At 53.3% G+C, this 20,193-nt stretch carries 24 protein-coding genes; 12 read left to right on the plus strand and 12 right to left on the minus strand.

The annotated features are described in order from the left end of the window. Window positions 1–39 precede the first annotated feature (39 nt). The 8 genes from hpf to I6L58_RS15460 are packed head-to-tail and all read right to left on the minus strand — an operon-like array spanning window position 40 to window position 6,216. A complete protein-coding gene (gene hpf / locus I6L58_RS15425; protein WP_006178790.1) occupies window positions 40–327 on the minus strand; it encodes a ribosome hibernation promoting factor in 288 nt (95 codons plus the stop codon). A gap of 22 nt (window positions 328–349) precedes the next feature. Next, entirely contained in the window at window positions 350–1,783 is a 1,434-nt protein-coding gene (gene rpoN / locus I6L58_RS15430; protein ID WP_088208449.1) for an RNA polymerase factor sigma-54, read from the minus strand. A 47-nt stretch (window positions 1,784–1,830) separates the two neighbouring features. Beyond that, a complete protein-coding gene (gene lptB / locus I6L58_RS15435) occupies window positions 1,831–2,556 on the minus strand; it encodes an LPS export ABC transporter ATP-binding protein (protein WP_006178788.1) in 726 nt (241 codons plus the stop codon). Window positions 2,557–2,562: 6 nt separating this feature from the next. Further along, a complete protein-coding gene (gene lptA, locus I6L58_RS15440; RefSeq protein WP_006178787.1) occupies window positions 2,563–3,117 on the minus strand; it encodes a lipopolysaccharide ABC transporter substrate-binding protein LptA in 555 nt (184 codons plus the stop codon). Beyond that, window positions 3,086–3,661 carry an LPS export ABC transporter periplasmic protein LptC gene (gene lptC, locus I6L58_RS15445; protein WP_006178786.1) on the minus strand — a complete coding sequence of 192 codons (576 nt, stop codon included), beginning with the start codon at window positions 3,659–3,661 and terminating at the stop codon, window positions 3,086–3,088. The genes lptA and lptC overlap by 32 nt, the downstream gene beginning before the upstream one ends. Then, window positions 3,658–4,224, minus strand: a complete 567-nt coding sequence (gene kdsC / locus I6L58_RS15450) for a 3-deoxy-manno-octulosonate-8-phosphatase KdsC (RefSeq protein ID WP_058609399.1) — start codon at window positions 4,222–4,224, stop codon at window positions 3,658–3,660. The genes lptC and kdsC overlap by 4 nt, the downstream gene beginning before the upstream one ends. 14 nt (window positions 4,225–4,238) lie before the next feature. Further along, window positions 4,239–5,225: an arabinose-5-phosphate isomerase KdsD gene (kdsD, locus tag I6L58_RS15455; RefSeq protein ID WP_006178784.1), complete on the minus strand. Its 987-nt coding sequence runs from the start codon at window positions 5,223–5,225 to the stop codon at window positions 4,239–4,241. Between the two features lie 13 nt (window positions 5,226–5,238). Then, window positions 5,239–6,216, minus strand: coding sequence for a calcium/sodium antiporter (locus I6L58_RS15460; RefSeq protein ID WP_088208450.1), 978 nt, complete (start codon window positions 6,214–6,216; stop codon window positions 5,239–5,241). 230 nt (window positions 6,217–6,446) lie between these two features. Here I6L58_RS15460 and mlaF point away from each other — a divergent pair, with 230 nt between their 5' ends. From mlaF to murA, 7 genes are all read left to right on the plus strand, one after another. Next, window positions 6,447–7,259 (plus strand): phospholipid ABC transporter ATP-binding protein MlaF, encoded by an 813-nt coding sequence (gene mlaF, locus I6L58_RS15465; RefSeq protein ID WP_006178782.1) that lies wholly within the window; start codon window positions 6,447–6,449, stop codon window positions 7,257–7,259. Between the two features lie 7 nt (window positions 7,260–7,266). Further along, window positions 7,267–8,049 (plus strand): lipid asymmetry maintenance ABC transporter permease subunit MlaE, encoded by a 783-nt coding sequence (gene mlaE / locus I6L58_RS15470; RefSeq protein WP_006178781.1) that lies wholly within the window; start codon window positions 7,267–7,269, stop codon window positions 8,047–8,049. A gap of 4 nt (window positions 8,050–8,053) precedes the next feature. Next, the gene (gene mlaD, locus I6L58_RS15475) at window positions 8,054–8,602 is read left to right on the plus strand and encodes an outer membrane lipid asymmetry maintenance protein MlaD (protein WP_006178780.1); all 549 of its coding nucleotides are present in this window, start codon (window positions 8,054–8,056) and stop codon (window positions 8,600–8,602) included. 18 nt (window positions 8,603–8,620) lie between these two features. Beyond that, window positions 8,621–9,256, plus strand: coding sequence for a phospholipid-binding protein MlaC (mlaC, locus tag I6L58_RS15480; RefSeq protein WP_006178779.1), 636 nt, complete (start codon window positions 8,621–8,623; stop codon window positions 9,254–9,256). Then, the gene (gene mlaB / locus I6L58_RS15485) at window positions 9,256–9,549 is read left to right on the plus strand and encodes a lipid asymmetry maintenance protein MlaB (RefSeq protein WP_088208451.1); all 294 of its coding nucleotides are present in this window, start codon (window positions 9,256–9,258) and stop codon (window positions 9,547–9,549) included. The genes mlaC and mlaB overlap by 1 nt, the downstream gene beginning before the upstream one ends. Before the next feature lie 126 nt (window positions 9,550–9,675). Beyond that, entirely contained in the window at window positions 9,676–9,930 is a 255-nt protein-coding gene (gene ibaG / locus I6L58_RS15490) for a BolA family iron metabolism protein IbaG (RefSeq protein WP_042322109.1), read from the plus strand. Window positions 9,931–9,979: 49 nt separating this feature from the next. Further along, the gene (gene murA, locus I6L58_RS15495) at window positions 9,980–11,239 is read left to right on the plus strand and encodes a UDP-N-acetylglucosamine 1-carboxyvinyltransferase (protein ID WP_088208452.1); all 1,260 of its coding nucleotides are present in this window, start codon (window positions 9,980–9,982) and stop codon (window positions 11,237–11,239) included. A 79-nt stretch (window positions 11,240–11,318) separates the two neighbouring features. Here murA and sfsB read toward each other — a convergent pair whose 3' ends face one another. After that, window positions 11,319–11,591 carry a DNA-binding transcriptional regulator SfsB gene (gene sfsB, locus I6L58_RS15500; protein ID WP_042322106.1) on the minus strand — a complete coding sequence of 91 codons (273 nt, stop codon included), beginning with the start codon at window positions 11,589–11,591 and terminating at the stop codon, window positions 11,319–11,321. Window positions 11,592–11,823: 232 nt separating this feature from the next. Continuing rightward, entirely contained in the window at window positions 11,824–12,795 is a 972-nt protein-coding gene (gene ispB, locus I6L58_RS15505) for an octaprenyl diphosphate synthase (RefSeq protein ID WP_006178774.1), read from the minus strand. A 257-nt stretch (window positions 12,796–13,052) separates the two neighbouring features. On the opposite strand from ispB, the gene rplU reads away from it, so the two are divergent. From rplU to cgtA, 4 genes are all read left to right on the plus strand, one after another. Beyond that, complete coding sequence (gene rplU, locus I6L58_RS15510; RefSeq protein WP_003025032.1) at window positions 13,053–13,364, plus strand: 50S ribosomal protein L21; 312 nt, start codon at window positions 13,053–13,055, stop codon at window positions 13,362–13,364. A 19-nt stretch (window positions 13,365–13,383) separates the two neighbouring features. Then, on the plus strand, window positions 13,384–13,641 hold the full coding sequence (rpmA, locus tag I6L58_RS15515; protein ID WP_004385076.1) for a 50S ribosomal protein L27: 258 nt from the start codon (window positions 13,384–13,386) through the stop codon (window positions 13,639–13,641). A gap of 95 nt (window positions 13,642–13,736) precedes the next feature. Next, complete coding sequence (locus I6L58_RS15520) at window positions 13,737–14,702, plus strand: DMT family transporter (protein ID WP_006178773.1); 966 nt, start codon at window positions 13,737–13,739, stop codon at window positions 14,700–14,702. A 16-nt stretch (window positions 14,703–14,718) separates the two neighbouring features. Next, entirely contained in the window at window positions 14,719–15,894 is a 1,176-nt protein-coding gene (cgtA, locus tag I6L58_RS15525) for an Obg family GTPase CgtA (protein ID WP_006178772.1), read from the plus strand. A 34-nt stretch (window positions 15,895–15,928) separates the two neighbouring features. On the opposite strand, the gene pmrB is transcribed toward cgtA, so the two are convergent. Together pmrB and pmrA are read right to left on the minus strand one after the other, a co-directional pair. Next, window positions 15,929–16,972, minus strand: a complete 1,044-nt coding sequence (gene pmrB, locus I6L58_RS15530; RefSeq protein WP_088208453.1) for a two-component system sensor histidine kinase PmrB — start codon at window positions 16,970–16,972, stop codon at window positions 15,929–15,931. Beyond that, complete coding sequence (pmrA, locus tag I6L58_RS15535) at window positions 16,969–17,631, minus strand: two-component system response regulator PmrA (protein WP_006178770.1); 663 nt, start codon at window positions 17,629–17,631, stop codon at window positions 16,969–16,971. Before pmrA ends, pmrB begins: the two co-directional genes overlap by 4 nt. Window positions 17,632–17,835: 204 nt before the next feature. Here pmrA and opgB point away from each other — a divergent pair, with 204 nt between their 5' ends. Further along, window positions 17,836–20,172 carry a phosphatidylglycerol--membrane-oligosaccharide glycerophosphotransferase gene (gene opgB, locus I6L58_RS15540; protein WP_088208454.1) on the plus strand — a complete coding sequence of 779 codons (2,337 nt, stop codon included), beginning with the start codon at window positions 17,836–17,838 and terminating at the stop codon, window positions 20,170–20,172. Window positions 20,173–20,193: the final 21 nt, after the last annotated feature.

A 20,193-nucleotide genomic window follows, 5' to 3' on the forward strand; every position in this document is an offset into this window, starting at 1 on the left:
CACAACAGGCCTTCCTGCACCCGTTAACTGCCCGGACAATTAGTGTTGTTTCAGTTTATCTTTATGTTTATTGAGCTGTCGTGCAAGCTTATCAATCAAGCCGTCGATAGCCGCGTACATGTCTTGCCCTTCCGCACTCGCATGCAGTTCACCCCCGTTTACGTGCAGGGTGGCATCCGAGATATGAGTCACTTTCTCCACTTTCAACACAATATAGACCTGGTTGATCCTTTCGAAATACTGCTCTAATTTCGCGAACTTCGTGTTCAGGAAATCGCGCAGGGCCTCAGTAATTTCGACGTTTTGTCCAGTGATGTTGAGCTGCATAGTGTCTTCCTTATCGGTTGAGTCAGACCAGCTGTTTACGCTGGTTAGACGGCGGAATGGATAAAGACTCTCGGTACTTCGCAACGGTACGACGAGCCACCATAATACCCTGATCGGAGAGAAGGGTGGTCAACTTACTGTCGCTCAGTGGCTTCGCGGGGTTTTCCGCGGCGATCAACTTCTTCACCAGTGCACGGATTGCCGTTGACGAGGCTTCGCCGCCGCCTTCGGTATTCACATGGCTGGAGAAGAAATACTTAAGCTCAAAAATACCGCGCGGACTGTGCAGATACTTCTGCGTGGTCACGCGGGAAATGGTTGATTCATGCATCTCGACGGCCTGGGCGATATCTGCCAGCACCATCGGCTTCATAAATTCTTCGCCCTGCTCGAAGAACGCCTGCTGCTGTTCGACAATACAGCGGCTTACGCGCAGCAGCGTATCATTTCGGCTCTCCAGACTTTTGATCAACCATCGCGCTTCCTGAAGGTTGCTACGAATATATTGATTGTCGGAGTCGTTGCGAACGCTGGTGCACATGGAGGCGTACTGCTGGTTAATTTGCAAACGAGGGATGCTATCTGAATTCAGTTCAACCACCCAGCGACCGTTATGCTTTCGCACCAGCACGTCAGGGATCACGTATTCCGGTTCGCTGGTCTGGATCGACTGGCCGGGACGCGGATCGAGGGACTGAATTAAATTCACCGCCTCTTTCAGCACCTCTTCTTTCAGACGCGTGACGCGCATCAGCGAACGGAAATCATGGTTGGCGAGCAGATCCAGATGATCGCTGATGATTAAGCGGGCTTCGTCAATCCACGGCGTCTCTTTGGCGAACTGCGAAAGCTGGATCAGCAGGCAGTCGCGCAGATCTTTCGCCGCCACACCGACCGGGTCGAAGCGCTGGATGCGCTTTAACACGGCTTCAATTTCTTCCAGCTCAACGTCTTCGTCGCCGATGCTTTCCAGAATGTCGTCCAGCGTGACGGTCAGATAGCCTGTGTCATCCACGGCATCGACAATGGAGGTCGCAATGGCGCGATCGGTATCGGAGAACGGCGTAAGCTCCACCTGCCACATCAGGTAATCCTGCAGAGACTGGGTGGTTTCGCCCTGGTAGACCGGCAGCTCGTCGTCCTGGTAGTCTGCACGCGTTCCGGAAGGGGTACCGGCGGTGTAGAGTTCATCCCAGCTGGCATCCAGCGGAAGCTCGTCCGGCATCTCTTTTTGTTCGAGCGCATCAACGGTGTCGAGCATTTCTGCGTCTTGCGTTTGCTGGGTGTCTACCTCGTCATGAAGATCGGTTTGCTCCAGCAACGGATTGCTGTCCAGCGCCTGCTGGAGCTCCTGCTGAAGTTCTAACGTGGACAGCTGCAGCAGACGGATCGCCTGCTGGAGCTGCGGCGTCATCGCCAGTTGCTGGCTCAGCCTTAATTGCAAACCTTGCTTCATATTCAGAGCATTTTTCTCCGGTTCGGCGCTACGTTGCCTCTACCCTATCAGAGTCTGAAGTCTTCCCCAAGGTACACGCGCTTAACATGCTCATCCTGGAGGATTTGCTGCGGCGTACCGTGGGCAATCAGATGGCCCTGGCTAACAATGTAGGCGCGTTCGCAGACGGCCAGCGTTTCACGGACGTTATGGTCAGTGATAAGTACGCCAAGCCCGCTATCGCGCAGGTGCTCAATAATGCGTTTGATATCAATAACGGAAATGGGGTCAACGCCCGCGAAAGGTTCATCCAGCAGGATGAATTTCGGGTTAGCGGCCAGCGCACGTGCAATCTCAACGCGGCGACGTTCACCGCCAGAGAGCGCCTGACCGAGGCTGTCGCGAAGATGTTCAATGTGGAACTCTTCCATCAGCTCGTTCGCACGGTCGGTGCGCTGCTCGCTGGTCAGATCGTCACGGATCTGCAGCACGGCCATCAGGTTATCGAAGACGCTTAAGCGACGGAAGATTGACGCTTCCTGCGGCAGGTAGCCGATACCACGGCGTGCACGCGCGTGCAGCGGCAGCAGGCTGATGTCTTCATCGTCGATGATAATGTTACCTGCATCGCGCGGCACAATACCGACCACCATGTAGAAGGTGGTGGTTTTACCTGCACCGTTAGGGCCAAGCAGGCCCACAATTTCGCCGGAGTTGACGGTCAGACTGACATCTTCGACGACGCGGCGGCCTTTATACGCTTTCGCGAGGTTTTTAGCAGTTAATGTTGCCATAACGAATTAGTTACTCTTCTTCTGTGCCGGGGCCTGGCCTTTGCCTTTGTCCTGCAGCTGCGAAGGCACAAGCACGGTGGTGACGCGTTTCCCTTTCTCGCTGGTGGCCTGCATTTTCTGCTCTTTCACCAGGTAGGTGATCTTGTCGCCGGTAATGTTGCTGTCCAGCTGTTCCAGATAGGCGTTACCGGTCAGGATAACCAGATCCTTCGCCAGCTCGTAATGCATATGCGAGGCGCGGCCTTTTACCGGTTTGCCGTTGTCCTGCATCTGGTAGAAGGTGGCAGGGTTGCCGTAACCATCAATGATCTCTTTACCCTGCTCGCCGCCAGGGCGGGTGACCACCACTTTGTCGGCGTTAATTTTAATGGTGCCCTGGGTCATGACGACGTTGCCCGTAAAGGTGACGACGTTACCCTGCATATCAAGCGACTGGGCGTCAGACTCGATATGGATCGGCTGTTCGGTATCACCAGTCACAGCGAGCGCGGGAAGACTGGCGGCCAGCAGTGCGCTGGCGATAAGTACTTTAAGGCTGAGTTTGTTTGTTTTGAATTTCATAGGAGGTTCTAACCTTTTCAATCAGCTCGGCGTTTTTGCTGCGTAAGTTCCCGCGCATTCTCAAACCGCTGGAATTAAATGTCGTGCCGTACAATGTGACCAGATCCTGAGATGTCACGTCCTGGGTAACCAGGTTGATCTGGGCGTTATCCGTGGTGATTCTGCGCAGTTGAGCATCAGCGGTCAGGGCGATGACCTCAACATGGCCATACAGATAAAGCATACGGTCATTCGTCAGTTTTGCGCGGTCAGACTTGATTGACCACGTCGGGACTTTATCCGTATCAAAAGTGGTCATCACCGGTTTGGTAAACCACGAGACCCCATCATCTGAGAAATATTCAACGTGCTGGGCAATCAGGCGATAGTTCAGCGCACCTTCCGGGCTATATACCACGGTATCGCTGTGATCGCTTTTGTAGGTTGGATCGCTTGTGTTGACCGTATCCGGTTGCGTATCGTCACGGTCAGCGAGATTCACGCCAATCAGTACCAGTACGACAAGCGTCAGCAGAATGATAACCCAACGTCTGGTTTTACTCATATCGATTGCCCTTTGGCCTCATCAAGCTTGCCCTGCGCCAGCAGAAGCAGATCGCAGACTTCACGTACGGCACCGCGGCCACCGTTAATGTGAGTAACATAGTCAGCGCGCGGAATAAGCAGCGGATGGGCGTCGGCAACGGCGATACTCAGCCCCACCTCTGACATGACCGGCCAGTCAATCAAATCGTCGCCCACGTAGGCAACGTTTTCCGGCGCGACAGCCAGTTTCCCCAGTAAATCCCTGAAGGCCATCATTTTGTCAGACTGCCCCTGATAGAGATGGGTAATCCCCAGCGTTTCGCAGCGATCTTCTACCAGTTTAGCTTTCCGTCCTGTGATGATAGCAACTTCAATGCCTGACGTGAGGGCACAGCGAATGCCGTAGCCGTCGCGTACGTTAAATGCTTTCAGCTCTTCGCCGTTATTGCCCATATAAATCAGGCCGTCGGAGAGCACACCGTCCACATCAAGGATCAACAGGCGAATATTTTCCGCCTTTGCCATCATGTGGGTACTGACCGGGCCATAACAGGTTGCAAGGGATGCACCCGCATTACTCATTGTCTTATCCTTCATTACACTACGCCCGCGCGCAGCAGATCATGCATATGTACCACACCCAGCAGTTGGTCGCCATCGGCAACCATCACTGAGGTAATATGACGGGACTGCATCAGGTTGAGCACTTCAACCGCCAGCGTGCCGGGACGCACGCGGATGCCGCCTGACGTCATGACGTCGGCAATGCCCAGCGTGCGGACATCCACACCCATATCAAACACGCGGCGCAAGTCGCCATCGGTGAAGATCCCCTGGATTTTCATCAGGTCATCGCAGATAACCGTCATGCCCAGATTTTTTCGCGTGATTTCCAGTAACGCATCGCGCAGCGAGGCCTCTTTGCTTACGTGAGGGATCTCGTCGCCGGTGTGCATAATATCGTTGACCCGCAGCAGCAGCTTACGCCCCAGCGCGCCTCCGGGATGAGAAAGGGCGAAATCTTCGGGCGTAAAGCCGCGTGCTTCCAGTAGCGCAACGGCAAGCGCGTCGCCCATGACTAACGCCGCGGTGGTGCTGGAGGTCGGTGCCAGACCCAGCGGGCAGGCTTCTTTCGGTACTTTCACGCACAGGTGGATATCGGCGGCGCGCGCCATGCTGCTCTCCGGACGGCTGGTCATGCAAATCAGGGGCACCTGCAGCCGCTTCAGAACCGGGATCAGCGCTAAAATCTCGTTGGACTCGCCCGAGTTCGACAGGGCGATCACGACGTCCTGCGGCGTGACCATACCCAGGTCGCCGTGTGCGGCTTCACCAGGATGGACAAAAAAGGACGAGGTGCCGGTGCTGGCAAAAGTCGCCGCCATTTTGCGCCCAATGTGGCCGGATTTGCCCATACCCATCACCACGACTTTACCGGCACAGTAGAACATCTTCTCACAGGCCAGACTAAAATCCTGATTAATGTACTGATCTAACTGCGCCAGGCCTTCACGTTCAATCTCCAGAACGTCTTTACCTGCTTTCTGAAAGTCAAAACCCGGCTGCAATTCTATTTGCGACATAATGCGTTTCCGTTTACCCAGAGAGAAGAGGCGAAAGCCAGTACAGCATCGCCATCCATACGATAAAACCACCCGTCAGCAGCGCGCCTGCGCCTTTACCAATCTGTCGCTGCTTGCGCCAGCAGAGCAGGGCAAATATCACGCTCACCAGCAGCATCACGCCGTAATCGCGCGAGAAGACCATCGGGTTAAACGGCCCCGGCGCGATCAGCGCCGGCAATCCCGTGACAATCGCGATATTGAAAATGTTCGAGCCGATGATATTGCCTATCGCGATATCATCTTCGCCTTTACGCGCGCCCGCAATGGCGGTGGCGAGTTCCGGCAAGCTGGTCCCGATGGCGATCACCGTCAGGCCAATTGTCAGTTCGCTCATCGCGAAGTAATTCGCCAGCACGGTCGCGTTATCCACCACCATACGCGTGGCCATTGGCATGATGATCAGCGCGACGCCCAGCCACAGCAGGGCGACGGGTAGCGTCCCCTCACGCGGCAGTTCAGCGACATGCTCGCGCGTGAGGGTGTCATTTCCTTGTTTCTCGGCGTTACGGGCAATTTTAACGCTATACAGCAGCCAAATCGCGGCCAGCGCGAGCAGGAAAATGCCGTCATCAATACTCAACACGCCGTCATGCAGCACGTAGCCAGCCAGCAGGCTTACGACTAACATTAGCGGCAGTTCGCGGCGCAGAACATCAGAATGTACGCGAAATGGATGCAGCAGGGCGGCTAAGCCTAAAATGAGTAAAATGTTGACGATGTTTGAGCCAATCGCCGTGCCAATCGCCAGATCAACCTGGCCATGCAGCGATGCCGAGACTGAAACAATAATTTCCGGAAGAGAGGTTCCGACGCTGACCACCGTCATCCCAATGACGATAGGCGGGACGCCCAACAGCCGGCACAGGATTGATGCGGCAAACACCAAACGGTCAGCACTGTAGACCACCAAAAGTAAACCAATAATTAACAGTGCTGTTGCTAAAAGCATCAAAAGTCCTTTCTTCAGGTATACTCACCGGTCCACCGCGCAAAAATTATTGTGGGCGCTGCATACAGTCTGAGGCGTAACGAATTCCTAATTTTGACTTTATGCGCCGGAAAAGTAAAACAAATGCCAGCTTTCGCTAACCTCCACGGCTAATATTCTGTAAAAATGTGGGGTTTAGGGCTGATTTAGGCTTCATGCAAACGTGAAGCACGGTAAGAAAGGAACCATAAATGAGCCAAACGATGGCGAATTTAGTCGATGTCCGTGGCGTCAGTTTCTCTCGCGGCAACCGATTGATATTTGAAGATATTTCCCTGACCGTCCCGCGTGGCAAGATCACTGCCATCATGGGGCCATCCGGGATCGGTAAAACGACGCTGCTGCGGTTGATCGGTGGGCAAATTCCACCTGACGGCGGCGAAATCCTCTTCGACGGTGAAAACGTCCCGGCGATGTCACGTTCGCGTTTGTATACTGTCCGCAAACGGATGAGCATGCTTTTTCAGTCCGGGGCGCTGTTCACCGATATGAACGTCTTTGATAACGTAGCCTACCCGCTGCGTGAGCATACGAGCCTGCCGCCTGAGTTGCTGAAAAGCACGGTGATGATGAAGCTTGAGGCCGTTGGGCTTCGCGGAGCCGCCAAATTAATGCCGTCGGAGCTGTCTGGTGGGATGGCCCGCCGTGCCGCATTAGCGCGCGCTATCGCCTTAGAGCCTGATTTAATCATGTTCGACGAGCCGTTTGTCGGACAGGACCCCATTACCATGGGCGTGCTGGTGAAGTTAATTTCTGAGTTAAACAGCGCGCTCGGTGTAACCTGCATCGTGGTGTCACACGACGTGCCGGAAGTGCTGAGCATTGCTGATTACGCCTACATAGTGGCAGACAAAAGGATCGTCGCGCACGGCAGCGCTCAGGCGCTGCAGGAAAATTGCGATCCGCGCGTGCGGCAGTTCCTCGACGGTATTGCGGACGGGCCTGTCCCGTTCCACTATCCGGCAGGTGATTATCGTGACGATTTACTGGGAATAGGGAGTTAAGCCACTCATGCTGTTAAATGCGTTGGCCGCTCTTGGACACCGTGGCATAAAAACCATCAGGACGTTCGGGCGTGCCGGATTGATGTTATTCAACGCGCTGGTCGGCAAACCGGAATTCCGCAAGCATGCGCCGCTACTGGTGCGGCAGCTCTATAACGTCGGCGTACTGTCGATGGTTATCATCATCGTTTCCGGTCTGTTTATCGGCATGGTGCTTGGGCTGCAGGGTTACCTGGTGTTGACGACCTACAGTGCAGAAACGAGCCTCGGGATGCTGGTGGCCCTGTCCCTGCTGCGTGAGCTCGGGCCGGTGGTGGCCGCGTTGCTGTTTGCCGGACGTGCCGGCTCGGCATTAACCGCCGAAATTGGCCTGATGCGCGCCACCGAGCAGCTCTCCAGCATGGAGATGATGGCGGTCGATCCGCTGCGCCGCGTGATCTCTCCCCGCTTCTGGGCGGGAGTCATTTCGTTACCGCTGCTGACTATTCTTTTTGTCGCCGTCGGGATTTGGGGCGGTTCGCTGGTCGGCGTGCACTGGAAAGGGATCGACGCCGGGTTCTTCTGGTCCGCGATGCAGGACGCCATTGACCTGCGGATGGATCTGATCAACTGCCTGATTAAGAGCCTGGTATTTGCCGTTACGGTTACCTGGATTGCGTTGTTCAATGGTTACGACGCAATCCCTACGTCGGCGGGCATTAGCCGCGCGACAACACGTACTGTCGTTCATTCGTCGCTGGCCGTACTGGGTCTGGATTTTGTGCTCACCGCACTGATGTTTGGGAATTGAGTTCATGCAAACGAGAAAAAATGAAATTTGGGTCGGCGTATTTCTGCTTCTGGCGCTTCTGGCAGCACTCTTCATCTGCCTGCGAGCGGCGGATATCACCTCTATCCGGACTGAACCGACTTACCGTGTTTATGCCACCTTCGATAACATCGGCGGCCTGAAAGCGCGTTCACCGATCCGCATCGGTGGCGTGGTGATTGGCCGCGTGGCGGATATCACGCTTGACGAGAAAACCTATCTGCCGCGCGTCGCGATGGATATCGAAGAGCGTTACAACCACATTCCCGATACCAGTTCGCTTTCCATTCGTACCTCGGGGCTGCTGGGTGAACAATATCTGGCACTTAACGTTGGTTTCGAAGATCCCGAGCTGGGAACGACTATCCTTAAAGACGGCAGCGTGATTCAGGATACGAAATCCGCCATGGTGCTGGAGGATATGATTGGTCAATTCCTTTACAACAGTAAAGGGGATGATAAAAAATCTGACGCTGCCCCTGCGCAGAGTGAGGACCCTACCAATGTCGCACCGACGCCTGGTGCAGCGAATTAATATCAGGAGAAGTCATTCATGTTTAAACGACTATTAATGGTTGCCATGCTGGTCATCGCCCCTCTTACCGCAGCCCACGCGGCGGATCAGAGCAACCCGTACAAACTGATGGATGAGGCCGCGAAGAAAACCTTCGATCGTCTTAAAAACGAACAGCCAAAAATTCGCGCCAACCCTGACTATCTTCGCGATGTTGTCGATCAGGAACTGCTGCCGTACGTGCAGATCAAATACGCGGGTGCGCTGGTGCTGGGGCGCTATTACAAAGATGCTACCCCTGCGCAGCGTGAAGCCTACTTTGCCGCATTCCGTGAATACCTGAAGCAGGCATATGGTCAGGCGCTGGCGATGTACCACGGCCAGACGTACCAGATCGCCCCGGAGCAGCCGCTGGGTGATGCCACGATTGTACCTATTCGTGTCACTATCATCGATCCCAATGGCCGTCCGCCGGTTCGCCTGGATTTCCAGTGGCGTAAAAACAGCCAGACCGGTAACTGGCAGGCCTATGACATGATCGCCGAAGGCGTAAGCATGATCACCACTAAACAGAACGAGTGGAGTGATCTGCTGCGCACCAAGGGCATTGATGGCCTGACTGCACAGCTTCAGTCTATCTCTCGTCAGAAAATTTCCCTGGACGAGAAGAAGTAATGACGCAGCAACTTAGCTGGTCGCGTGAAGGTGAAACGTTGAAGCTTAAGGGTGAGCTGGACCAGGACCTGCTCAACCCGCTTTGGGACGCGCGCGATGACGCGATGAAGGGCGTGACGCTGGTTGATTTGAACAGCGTCACCCGCGTGGATACCGCCGGTGTTGCGATGCTGGCACATCTTGTCGCCGTGGGGAAAAAGCACGGAACGCAAGTCCGGCTTGCTGGCGCGAGCGACAATGTTGTGACCCTTGCGCAGCTCTACAATTTGCCCGACGACGTTTTACCTCGCTAACATTTTCAGTGCGTTACTTCCGAAAGCCCCGACAGTTTCACCGTCGGGGCTTTTTGCTTGTTTAAGACAACGCCACTTTGCTCTAAGATGTTGGGCTTGTTTTCACAATCAGATGATAAAGACCCCATGGAAAATAATGAAATCCAGACTGTGCTGATGAATGCACTCTCCCTTCAGGAAGCCCACGTCTCTGGCGATGGCAGTCACTTCCAGGTTATTGCTGTGGGTGAGATCTTCGACGGTATGAGTCGTGTGAAGAAACAGCAGGCTGTGTATGCGCCGCTGATGGAATACATTGCGGACAACCGCATCCACGCCCTGTCGATTAAAGCGTTCACCCCGCAAGAGTGGGCACGCGATCGCAAACTAAACGGTTTCTAAGCTGAGGGCGACAGCCCGCAGCACGGTTGAATTTATAAGAGAGCAAACAATGGACAAATTTCGTGTACAGGGGCCAACGCGTCTCCAGGGCGAAGTCACTATTTCCGGCGCCAAAAACGCCGCGCTGCCTATCCTCTTTGCGGCGCTGCTCGCCGAAGAGCCGGTAGAGATCCAGAACGTACCGAAGCTGAAAGATATCGACACGACCATGAAGTTGCTTGCTCAACTGGGTACTAAGGTGGAGCGCAATGGTTCCGTCTGGATCGACGCCAGCCAGGTTAACAACTTCTCCGCGCCCTATGATCTGGTGAAAACCATGCGTGCCTCCATCTGGGCGCTTGGTCCGCTGGTGGCGCGTTTTGGTCAGGGACAGGTTTCCCTGCCGGGCGGTTGCGCGATTGGCGCGCGTCCGGTCGATCTGCACATCTTTGGCTTAGAGAAGCTGGGCGCAGAGATCAAGCTCGAAGAAGGTTACGTTAAGGCGTCCGTGAACGGTCGTCTGAAAGGCGCGCACATCGTCATGGACAAAGTGAGCGTGGGCGCAACGGTGACCATTATGTCTGCGGCAACGCTGGCGGAAGGTACCACCATCATCGAAAACGCCGCACGCGAGCCGGAAATTGTGGATACCGCAAACTTCCTCGTGGCGCTGGGCGCGAAAATTTCAGGTCAGGGCACCGATCGCATCACCATTGAGGGCGTAGATCGCCTGGGCGGCGGCGTGTACCGCGTGCTGCCGGACCGTATCGAAACCGGTACCTTCCTGGTGGCCGCTGCGATTTCCGGCGGGAAAATCACCTGCCGCAATGCACAGCCAGATACTCTGGACGCCGTGCTGGCGAAACTGCGTGATGCGGGCGCCGATATCGAAATTGGTGAAGACTGGATCAGCCTGGACATGCACGGCAATCGCCCTAAAGCGGTCAACGTGCGTACCGCTCCGCACCCGGCTTTCCCGACCGATATGCAGGCGCAGTTCACCCTGCTGAACCTGGTGGCCGAAGGGACGGGCTTTATTACCGAGACCATCTTTGAAAACCGCTTTATGCACGTACCGGAACTGATCCGTATGGGCGCGCATGCGGAAATCGAAAGCAATACGGTGATCTGCCACGGCGTTGAAAAACTGTCTGGTGCGCAGGTGATGGCAACCGATCTGCGTGCGTCTGCAAGCCTGGTGCTGGCAGGTTGTATTGCGGAAGGGACTACCGTTGTCGATCGTATCTACCACATCGATCGTGGCTATGAGCGTATTGAAGATAAACTGCGCGCACTGGGTGCTAATATCGAGCGTGTGAAGGGCGAGTAATCGTTCCGGCAGCCCCCTGCCAGAGATGGTCGGGGGATTGCTGTTCCTGTCAAAATGCGCGTGTTACCTCAACAGCGCTTCATGTCGTTTTTTTCTGGCGCATCATGCGCGTTCTGTCGATAAACTCATGGGTAACGGGATCGTGGTAGCGTGACGGCCAGATTACCCACGGCTGGGTGTCCAGCGCGGTGGCGATAATCAATTCACCCTTAGGCCATGGTCGTGTCAGTGCGTTTGCCAGTGTGGAAGAACTGAGCCCGTTGCGACGCGACTCTGCAGCCAGAGATGTCCCTTTTTTGCGAAGTGCCGCAATAATATCAGCCGAATGCCAGTCGATAAATTTCGTATCCATTGAAGCTGTCCTTGTGTTCATGTTCACCCATGCCATTTCTCCTGAAATGACGGGGTTACTATACCGTCTTCGAACAGCGGTTCTAAAAAGTTCGAGTTACTGGAAGCAATATTCAGAATAAGACATGACTTTATTCATGCGGCCTGTAAACCGATGATTTAACGTGAAAATGGAGTTTTTAAGAACGTACTGGAAGCTCCCTGCGCGGCGGCAGGGAGCCCGGGGAAGGGGATTAACGATCGCGTTGAACGGCGATGTGGGCAAGGCCAATAAGCGCATCGCGCCATGGGCTGTCCGGGATCACCTGAAGTGCTGCAATGGCTTTATCGGCTTCTTCTTCGGCACGCTGACGCGTCCATTCAAGTGAACCGCTGATCGCCATGGCTTCCAGGACAGGTTCCAGAAGATGTCGACCATTTCCCTGCTCGATCGCTTCACGGATCATTTTTGCCTGCTCGGGTGTACCGTTGCGCATGGCGTGTAGCAGCGGCAGGGTCGGTTTGCCTTCGTTCAGGTCGTCGCCGACGTTTTTGCCCAGCGTCTCGCCATCGGCACTGTAGTCCAGTAGATCGTCAATCAGCTGGAACGCGGTGCCAAGATAGCGGCCATAGTCCTGAAGCCCTTTTTCCTGGACGTCGGTGCAGCCGCCGAGGATACCGGAACACTGAGCCGCTGCTTCAAACAGACGCGCGGTCTTGCTGTAAATCACGCGCATGTAGCTCTCTTCGGTAATGTCCGGATCGTTGACGTTCATTAGCTGCAGCACTTCGCCTTCGGCGATCACGTTCACCGCTTCAGACATCACTTCCAGCACCTTCAGCGAGCCGAGGCTGGTCATCATCTGGAAAGCACGGGTATAGATAAAATCACCCACCAGTACGCTTGCCGCATTGCCAAACGCGGCGTTAGCCGTGGCTTTGCCGCGACGCATGTCAGATTCATCCACAACGTCATCATGAAGGAGCGTGGCGGTGTGGATAAACTCGATCAGCGCCGCGATTGTCACATGGGCATTTCCCTGATAGCCAACGGCTCTTGCGGCCAGAATGGCAATCATCGGGCGAATGCGTTTACCGCCGCCGCTGACGATGTAATAGCCCAACTGATTGATCAGTTGAACGTCAGAGTTGAGTTGTTCCAGGATTGCTGCATTCACACCCGCCATATCTTGCGCGGTTAACTCGTTGATTTTATCTAAATTCATCGCAAAAGCCGGGCTTTTTATCCTGTTTATCCCACGGGATGTGGGTTCACAAAGGGTTTCGGTTTATCAATAGTATCGCTGATTGTACTGAAAAAACGGCGCAGATAAACGTTACCGTACGTGTTGTGTTTTTTTTCTTCATCTATTGATGGTAGCACTTGTCAAAGGCTCGCGTTTTGCGTAATATTCGCGCCCTATTGTGAATATTTATAGCGCACTCTGAATCATACGAGGATGTGCGCGGAAGCGGAGTTTATATGTACGCGGTTTTCCAAAGTGGTGGTAAACAACACCGAGTAAGCGAAGGTCAGACCGTTCGCCTGGAAAAGCTGGACATCGCAACTGGCGAATCTGTTGAATTCGCTGAAGTTCTGATGATCGCAAACGGTGAAGAAGTCAAAATCGGCGTTCCTTTCGTTGATGGCGGCGTTATCAAAGCTGAAGTTGTTGCACACGGTCGTGGCGAGAAAGTTAAAATCGTTAAGTTTCGTCGTCGTAAGCACTACCGTAAGCAGCAGGGCCACCGTCAGTGGTTCACTGATGTGAAAATTACTGGCATCAGCGCCTAAGACCTGAGGAGAGATTTAAATGGCACATAAAAAGGCTGGCGGCTCCACACGTAACGGTCGCGATTCAGAAGCTAAACGCCTTGGCGTTAAGCGTTTCGGTGGCGAATCCGTTCTGGCGGGTAGCATCATCGTTCGTCAACGTGGTACCAAATTCCACGCTGGCAACAACGTAGGTTGCGGTCGTGACCACACTCTGTTTGCTAAAGCAGACGGTAAAGTGAAATTTGAAGTTAAAGGCCCGAACAACCGTAAATACATCAGCATCGTTGCTGAGTAAGGTTTTCTCGGTCCGGTAACGGATTAAAGCCCCGCAACGTGTTGCGGGGCTTTTTACATTGGAAACCCGGAAAATTTTCTGTAGGGAAAACGGGCATGAAGCAGCAGGCCGGCATTGGTATTCTTTTGGCGCTGACCACCGCGATGTGTTGGGGTGCATTGCCAATTGCAATGAAGCAGGTTCTGGAAGTGATGGAGCCGCCGACGGTGGTGTTTTATCGCTTTTTGATGGCGAGTATTGGCCTCGGTGCCATTCTGGCGATCAAGGGCAAGCTTCCGCCGCTGCGCCTCTTCCGTAAACCGCGCTGGCTGGTATTACTGGCTATCGCGACGGGCGGGCTGTTCGGGAACTTCATTCTGTTCAGCTCTTCCCTGCAGTATCTTAGCCCCACGGCGTCGCAGGTGATTGGTCAACTTTCACCGGTGGGCATGATGGTCGCCAGCGTCTTCATCCTCAAAGAGAAGATGCGCGGGACGCAGATTGTGGGGGCGAGTATGTTGCTCTGCGGGCTGGTGATGTTCTTCAACACCAGCCTGATTGAGATTTTCACCCGGCTGACGGATTACACCTGGGGTGTGATTTTTGGCGTGGGTGCAGCAACGGTCTGGGTGAGTTACGGCGTCGCGCAAAAGGTGTTATTGCGCCGCCTGGCCTCACAGCAGATCCTCCTTTTGTTGTACACTTTGTGTACAATAGCACTGTTGCCGTTAGCAAAACCGGGTGTGATTACCCAACTGAGCGACTGGCAGCTGGCGTGTCTCATTTTTTGTGGGCTAAACACGCTGGTCGGTTATGGCGCGCTGGCCGAAGCAATGGCGCGCTGGCAGGCAGCGCAGGTGAGCGCATTAATCACGCTGACTCCGCTGTTTACGCTGTTATTTTCAGATTTGTTATCAATGGCCTGGCCCGATGTTTTCGTCAGACCGATGCTCAACCTGTTGGGCTATCTCGGTGCGTTTGTCGTGGTTGCGGGCGCGATGTATTCCGCCATTGGTCATCGTCTCTGGGGGCGCTGGCGCAAAAATGAAGCGGTTGTAACGATCCCCCGCTCAGGCGAATGATTTACGGAGAAGTAAAATGAAGTTTGTTGATGAAGCGACGATTCTGGTCGTTGCAGGTGATGGCGGTAACGGTTGTGTCAGCTTCCGCCGTGAAAAATATATTCCACGTGGCGGCCCTGACGGCGGCGACGGCGGAGATGGCGGCGACGTGTGGCTTGAGGCGGATGAAAACCTCAACACGCTGATCGACTACCGTTTCGAAAAATCTTTCCGCGCTGAACGTGGTCAAAACGGCCAGAGCCGTGACTGTACCGGTAAACGCGGTAAAGACGTGGTCATTAAAGTGCCTGTCGGGACCCGCGTTATCGATCAGGGTACCGGAGAAACCATGGGTGACATGACCAAACACGGTCAGCGCCTGATGGTGGCAAAAGGCGGATGGCACGGTCTGGGCAACAGCCGTTTTAAATCCTCCGTGAACCGTGCTCCTCGTCAGAAAACCATGGGTACGCCGGGTGACACGCGCGATCTGCAGCTTGAACTGATGCTGCTGGCTGACGTGGGTATGCTGGGTATGCCAAATGCAGGTAAATCAACCTTCATTCGTGCCGTGTCTGCCGCGAAGCCGAAAGTGGCAGATTATCCCTTCACCACGCTGGTACCAAGCCTGGGCGTTGTCCGCATGGACCACGAAAAGAGCTTCGTGGTAGCGGATATTCCGGGCCTGATCGAAGGCGCGGCAGAGGGCGCGGGTCTGGGGATTCGCTTCCTGAAGCACCTTGAGCGTTGCCGTGTCCTGCTGCATATCATCGATATTAACCCTATTGATGAATCCGATCCGGTGGATAACGCCCGTATCATTATTGGCGAGCTGGAAAAATACAGCGAAAAACTGGCAGGCAAGCCGCGCTGGCTGGTCTTTAACAAGATCGACCTGATGGACAAAGCGGAAGCTGAAGCCAAAGCGAAAGCCATTGCTGAAGCGATGGGTTGGGAAGATAAATACTACCTGATCTCTGCGGCAAGCCAGATTGGCGTGAAAGATCTCTGCTGGGATGTGATGAACTTTATCATCGAAAACCCAATCGTTCAGGCTGAAGAAGTGAAACAGCCAGAAAAAGTCGAATTCATGTGGGATGACTACCACCGCCAGCAGCTCGAAGAGCAGGAAGCGGAAGAAGATGATGAAGACTGGGACGATGACTGGGATGAAGATGACGAAGAAGGCGTCGAGTTCATCTACAAGCATTGATTCCTGCAAGAAGCCCCTGTTAAGGGGCTTTTTTTTATCCTAACCTCGAAGGCAGCCAGCAACTGGCAATTAAGCCGCCTTGAGGGCCGTTCTCCAGCGTTAATTGCCCGTGGTGGAGCTGAACGATACGCTGCACGATGCTCAGCCCCAGGCCGCTTCCACCGTAGCGCTGGTCAAGACGTCTGAACGGTTCGGTGATTGACTGGCGATGCGCTTCGTCGATGCCCGGCCCCTCATCAATCACACTGACCTGCGTTCCCCCGTCCCGCTCGGTGAGCTTCACCTCAATGGTCGTCCCCACAGGGCTGTAGCGGGAGGCATTCTCCAGCAGGTTCCTCAGCATCAGGCGCAGCAGGACAGGGTCTCCCTGCACCGTAAGCGCGCTGTCAGCGGGCCATATCACCTTGTGCTCTTTGGCTTCATGCTCAAGGCTTAGCGGGGCAATGATGTTTGTGGTCCAGTTGACGGTATCGTAATGCCCGCTGGCCATCGCCTGCCCGGCGCGGGCCAGCATCAGCAGTTGTTCTACGGTATGCATGAGCTGGTCGATGCGGCTTATCAGCGGGGCCGCCTGAGGTGAGCCGGATTGCGCCATCAGCTCCAGATGCAGCCGGATACCGGCAAGCGGCGTTCGCAGTTCGTGGGCCGCGTCAGCGGTGAACAGGCGCTCCTGCTGAATAGTGTGATCCAGACGCGCCAGCAGCTGATTTAATGAAGTCGTGACCGCACCAATCTCTTCCATATCAGAATACATGGGCAGAGGGGTGAGATTATCCGCCGAGCGGTTGGCGAGGCTGACGCGCAGCTTATTGAGTGGTCGGGTTATCCAGGTCACTGCCCAGAACGAAAACAGAAGGGTAAAGCCGACCATGACCAGCGAGGGGACCAGCAGCGAAGCAATGGCCTCGCGGATCTCTTTTTCGACGTGGCTGTTACGCGCTTTCGCCGACAGGGTTTCACTGACCAGAAAGCCAATCTGCTCGCGGCTCTCATGCCACAGCCAAATCACGCTGATCAACTGGAAAAATAACAGGATAACCGCCAGCAACACCATTAATCGCCGACGCATGCTGTTCATTTCTGACTCTCAAGGCGATAGCCTACGCCGCGCACGGTTTTAATTCTGTCCTTGCCGAGCTTGCGCCGCAGGTTATGAATGTGAACTTCAAGGGTGTTAGAACCTGGATCGTCCTGCCAGGAGTAAATGTCCTGCTGCAGCGTTTCACGGTGCACCGTCTGCCCGCTGCGCATAATCAGGCGGGTCAGGAGGGCGAACTCTTTTGGCGTGACTTCAACGGGCTGAGACTGGCGCAGCACCTGCTGGGTTTGCAGATTGAGCGTGATGTCTCCGTCGGTCAGTAGATTATCGCTGTGCCCCTGATAGCGGCGGATAAGCGCCCGCACGCGGGCCTGAAGCTCTGCCAGCGCAAAGGGTTTTACCAGATAGTCATCAGCGCCCGAGTCGAGGCCGTTAATGCGGTCTTCAATGGCATCGCGCGCCGTGAGGATCAGCACCGGGTTTTCAACGCCCCGGCGACGCCACTGGCTTAACAGTGTGGCACCGTCTTTATCTGGCAGGCCCAAATCAAGGATCACCAGGCTGTACTCGCCGCTCTGGATCAGGGCGTCCGCTTCTGCTGCCGTCGCGGCACAATCGAGCGCATAGCCCTCATTGGCCAGCGCGAGCGCCAGCCCTTCCTGCAATAACAGATCGTCTTCAACTATCAGGAGTTTCATCTCAGTTTGTTCTGCCTTTTATCCTTTCAATTTCATGATTATGGCAGAAAGGAAGACTCGTGCCTTGCTGCATTCTGCCTTTAATCTTAATAAAATCCTAATTTATTTTAAATGAATAGTGAGGCTTTGACTCAAAAGATATACTAATAATCTTTTTCATAAACTGTCATTGTCAGTAGCGTCCAGTAATTAACGAGTAATAGAATGGAATCTTTTAGTTTATTAATGCTTTCTGTATGCTTTATTTTCTGTGCAACGGCTGTTTACCGATATAAATCTCAACAAAATGCTTACATTTCAGTATTCATTTTTGTACTGACCGTTGTCTCTGTCTTACTGGATTGTTTCTGGGTCGTGTGTCAGTACTTTACCGGTGATGGGGTCAACGAGTCCGTTCTTTACACGCTGACGACAACCATGGAAGGCGGTGAAATTAATGATTACATTTTTCCATCAATATTAGCAATTCTGTTTTGTGTTGTAACCATTATTGTCATTCATAGAATCTTATTTCATGGTGACTCGGGTAAAAAACAAAGCTGGACTTACGCGTTTTTAGCGACGTGCTGCAGTGTCCTTGCATTGCTGATATCACCAGCATTTTCACAAATTAGCAGAAATACATTACTGGCAGAAAAAATAGATGGATCTGATTTTAATGAGTATTTTATTAATGAGATCAGTCAGATAGAAAAGCCAAAATTCAATCTGGTCTATATCTATGGTGAAAGTCTGGAACGCACTTATTTTAATAATGACGTGTTTCCTGACTTGCTGCCCGATTTGAATAAGTTTCGTGAAAAAAGTATGGATTTTTCCGATACATTACAAATGCCAGCCACCGATTTTACCATCGCCGGTATTGTTGCTTCGCAATGTGGGCTACCATTATTTAAACCCACGGCGTTTAATGGCCAAAACACAGCCAGTAGTTTTTATCCTGAAAGTCATTGCCTTGGCGATATACTCAGCGCATCAGGTTATGAGACGTATTTTTATCAAGGCGCCAACCTGCACTTCGCTGATAAAGATGCTTTTTTTAAGGTTCACGGCATAAAGCATGTATGGGGTCTTACTGAATCCGGCCTGCAGGATAATTTTGACGTGCAAAATAACTGGGGGCTTTATGACAACGTGGTGCTGGATAAAGCCTGGGAAAAATTCAGCGAATTATCCTCCTCAGGCCAGCGTTTCGCACTGTTCACGCTGACAGTCGATACGCATCCTCCTAAAGGCTATATTTCACCCGGTTGCAGTAAGAAAAATTACCAGATTGATGGGCGCTCGGTTGAAGCGTTAAGCGCTGTGCTGTGCAGTCAGGAAGATATTGCCCGGTTTGTTGAACGCATCCAATCCTCTCCCTGGGCCCGTAACACGATTATTGTTCTTTCATCAGATCATCTGGCTATGCCTAGCACGGCGGTTTCAGTCGACTATCTGAACAAACTCGAGCGTCGGGATCTGTTTTTCGTCCTTGGACCCCAGGTGAAACCTGGTGTAAAAGCGCAGCCCAGAACTACCCTGGATAACGGTGCGACCGTTCTTGACCTGTTGGGTGGGGGAACAAAAATAGGTCTGGGAAGGAGTTCCGCCAGCGAAAAATCTCTCGCGGAAAGCGTACCCGACTTCAAGAATAAGCTTTACGCATGGGGCGATAGCATACGTAACCTCTGGGGGACGCCAAACCATATCGATCGTTTTACCGTTAATACTCGAGAAAAGACATTTTCGTTCAGCGGCCGTACCTACCCCTTGCCGATAGTCATTGATATCAAAAAGGATCAAGTATTGCCTGTCATAGATGATGACAGTCGAGACATCTCATTAAGGCAATCGCTGGCGTATTTATCCGAAGGCGAAAAATTTATATGGGTAGATAAATGTTTCCATCCAGGAACCGTCTGGATGAACAGTCTGGTGCTTTCTGAAGCGTGGTGCGTGACTCAGGGGAGAGCTGGTGGAAATATCGTAGTCAAAAAAATCGATGGTAAGAAATATGACGGCAAAGTGAATACTGATGATACGCCGACAAATACCGCGCGCTATCAGCGTGAGCAGGCGCTGTTGAAAGTGAATCCTGAAGATATTCGTTATGTCTCTGATACTTTCAAATTTGGTCTGGATGGCAGACCTGATTTCATCGAAAACATGATGGGGATTGGTCGACAAGAACCCTGGGGGCGCTGGTCGGATGCGCTTACTTCTCCTATGGTGATGCTGTTATATAAATCGCCTTTTCCTCAGAAATTTGATGTAGAAATTGAAGCGAAAGCCTATGGCAAAAATATCAATGCTCCGGTAGCAATTACCATCGGAGATCAGACGCAATACGCTAAATTCGGGGAAAATCCGACTCGCGTGACCCTTCATTACACGGGGGATATGTACTCACGTTTGATCACCCTTACTCCGCCTGAGCCAATACTAAGCCGTGAAGGCAGCATATTAGGGCAAAGTTTCACCTCACCCGTCAGAAAGATAGGTATAGGGCTGGTTGAAATAAAAATTGTGCCAGTAGCAGGAACGGCTGAGCGGAAATGAAGTATAGCGGTGGCCTGCACG

It is taken from the genome of Enterobacter cancerogenus (genome assembly GCF_019047785.1).
Taxonomy (GTDB): Bacteria; Pseudomonadota; Gammaproteobacteria; order Enterobacterales; family Enterobacteriaceae; genus Enterobacter; species Enterobacter cancerogenus.